Origin of the sequence: Burkholderia sp. Tr-862 (genome assembly GCF_011753085.1) — a bacterium.
GTDB classification, from domain to species: Bacteria; Pseudomonadota; Gammaproteobacteria; order Burkholderiales; family Burkholderiaceae; genus Burkholderia; species Burkholderia ambifaria.
In genome coordinates this window covers 1-2,783 of the sequence record NZ_VWWG01000312.1, presented here as the reverse complement: position 1 = coordinate 2,783, position 2,783 = coordinate 1, and the positions used below count along the sequence as shown (strand labels likewise).

Genomic DNA, 2,783 nt, shown 5'->3' with positions numbered 1-2,783 from the left:
GCTCGCGGCGCTCGCCGCCTCGTTCCGCGAAGCCGTGTCGAGCGCCGAGCACGATCTCGCGTCCGATCTCGCGCAACTCGCGCTCGATATCGCGCAGCAGGTCGTGCGCCAGCACGTGAAGCACGATCCCGCGGCGCTCGTCGCGGCCGTGCGCGACGTGCTCGCCGCCGAACCGGCGTTGTCCGGCGCGCCGCATCTCGCGGTGAATCCGGCCGACCTGCCCGTCGTCGAAGCCTATCTGCAGGACGATCTCGATACGCTCGGCTGGACCGTGCGCACCGACACGTCGATCGAGCGCGGCGGCTGCCGCGCGCACGCCGCGACGGGCGAGGTCGACGCGACGCTGCCCACCCGCTGGCAGCGCGTCGCCGCCGCGATCGGCAAGGTAAGCGCATGGTAACGCCCACGCCCGAATCGATCCTGTACGACGGAATGACGCCGCTCGAGCGCGAACTCGCGCTCGCGTCGTTCGGCCCCGACGGCGCGCATGACACCGCACACGGCGCCGATCCGCACGCGGCTCCCGCTTCGGACGATGCGCCGCGCGCACCGCACAATCCGCATCTCGCGCACTGGCGCACGCATCTGAACGGGCTCGCGACGCGCAGCCACCGCGCGCTGCCGCTGCGGCCGTGCGGACGCCTCACGCGCGCCGCGGGCCTCGTACTCGAGGCGATCGGGCTGCGCCTGTCGGTCGGCGCCGAATGCACGATCGAACTGCCGCCCGGCAGCACGCTGCCGCACGCGGAAGCGGAAGTCGTCGGGTTCTCCGGCGATCGCCTGTTCCTGATGCCGACCACCGACGTCGCGGGCGTGCTGCCCGGCGCGCGCGTGTGGCCGCGCGAAAGCGCCCCCGTCGCCGATCCGCTCGCGGGCGCCAAACGGCTGCCGGTCGGCTGGGAAATGCTCGGGCGTGTCGTCGATGCGTCGGGCCGCCCGCTCGACGGCCTCGGCCCGCTCGCGTCGAAGGTCGACGCAGCGCTGTCGGCGCCGTCGATCAACCCGCTCGATCGCGAGCCGATCCACAGCGTGCTCGACGTCGGCGTGCGCGCGATCAACGCGCTGCTCACCGTCGGCCGCGGGCAGCGGATGGGCCTGTTCGCGGGGTCCGGCGTCGGCAAGTCGGTGCTGCTCGGCACGATGGCGCGCTACACCAGCGCGGAAGTGATCGTGATCGGGCTGATCGGCGAACGCGGCCGCGAAGTGAAGGAATTCATCGAACAGATCCTCGGCGAGGACGGGCTCGCGCGCTCGGTCGTCGTTGCGGCGCCGGCCGACGTGTCGCCGCTGCTGCGGATGCAGGGCGCCGCCTACGCGACGTCGCTCGCCGAGTATTTCCGCGACCAGGGCAAGCACGTGCTGTTGCTGATGGATTCGCTGACGCGCTACGCGATGGCGCAGCGCGAGATCGCGCTCGCGATCGGCGAGCCGCCCGCGACCAAGGGCTATCCGCCGTCGGTGTTCGCGAAGCTGCCCGCGCTCGTCGAGCGCACCGGCAACGGGCCCGAAGGCGGCGGCTCGATCACCGCGTTCTACACGGTGCTGACCGAAGGCGACGACCAGCAGGACCCGATCGCCGACTCGGCGCGCGCGATCCTCGACGGCCATATCGTGCTGTCGCGCGCGCTCGCCGAGGCCGGCCACTATCCGGCGATCGACATCGAGGCGTCGATCAGCCGCGCGATGACCGCGCTGATCGACGAAACGCATCTCGACCGCGTGCGGCAGTTCAAGCAGATGCTGTCGCGCTACCAGCGCAATCGCGACCTGATCGCGGTCGGTGCCTATGCACCGGGCCGCGACGCGCAGCTCGACCGCGCGATCGCGCTCTATCCGCGCATCGAATCGTTCCTGCAGCAGGGCTTTCGCGAATGCGCGCCGTTCGCGTCGAGCCTCGCCGGGCTCGATGCGCTGTTCGACGTACACGGAGGCTGATCCCGATGGCACACGGCTTTCCCCTTCAATTGCTGCTCGACCGCGCGCAGGAAGATCTCGACACGGCCACGAAGCAGCTCGGCACCGCGCAGCGCGACCGCACCGCGGCCGCCGAACAGCTCGACGCGCTGCTGCGCTATCGCGACGAATACCACGCGCGCTTTTCGCAGTCCGCGCAGCATGGGATGCCGGCCGGCAACTGGCGCAATTTCCAGGCGTTCATCGATACGCTCGACGCGGCGATCGCGCAGCAGCGCAACGTGCTGGCCGCGGCCGAGCTCCGTATCGACGAGGCGCGCCCGAACTGGCAACAGAAGAAACGCACCGTCGGCTCATACGAAACCCTGCAGGCGCGCGGCGTCGCGCAGGAAACGCAGCGTGCCGCGAAGCGCGAACAGCGCGACGCCGACGAACACGCCGCGAAGATTCTGCGCATGCGGGCCGACGCGGCCCGCTCGGCGTAACCGCTCACCGCTTTCGAACGAGAGAATCGCCATGCCTCCCCTGCCCCTGCTCGGCGCGCTGCTCGACACCGCCGGCACCGCCATCAAGGCCGTCCGCGGCGCGGGTTCGTCCGCCGCCGCGACGTCCGCCGGCAACGATGCCGCAACCAGCCAGGCCGCCATGCCGTTCGCGCAGACGCTGAAGCAAAGCGTCGCCACACGGCACGACACGGCGAACGCCGGCAAGCCGGATGCCGCGACGCAACAGGCGTCGTCGACGTCAGCCGCCGGCGCGAAGCCCGCCGACCGCGTCGACGACAAGTCGACCGATGACGCGAACGCGACGCCCAACGCCGACGCCGCCGCGCTCGCCGCGGCCGCCGCCGTTCAGGCGCAACTGCAGGA

General features: G+C 71.4%; 3 protein-coding genes and 1 pseudogene. All 4 read left to right on the top strand.

Going from position 1 to position 2,783, the window contains the following annotated elements:
- Nucleotides 1-400 (top strand): flagellar assembly protein FliH (locus F3J14_RS34285; RefSeq protein ID WP_166726677.1); only part of this gene is annotated, 400 nt, incomplete at its 5' end.
- The gene (gene fliI / locus F3J14_RS34280) at nt 394-1,935 is read left to right on the top strand and encodes a flagellar protein export ATPase FliI (protein ID WP_166726676.1); all 1,542 of its coding nucleotides are present in this window, start codon (nt 394-396) and stop codon (nt 1,933-1,935) included. The genes F3J14_RS34285 and fliI, both read left to right, overlap by 7 nt.
- Nucleotides 1,936-1,940: 5 nt before the next feature.
- The gene (gene fliJ, locus F3J14_RS34275; protein WP_006753016.1) at nt 1,941-2,399 is read left to right on the top strand and encodes a flagellar export protein FliJ; all 459 of its coding nucleotides are present in this window, start codon (nt 1,941-1,943) and stop codon (nt 2,397-2,399) included.
- 31 nt (nt 2,400-2,430) lie between these two features.
- Nucleotides 2,431-2,783, top strand: a pseudogene (locus F3J14_RS34270) (flagellar hook-length control protein FliK); the annotation flags it as partial.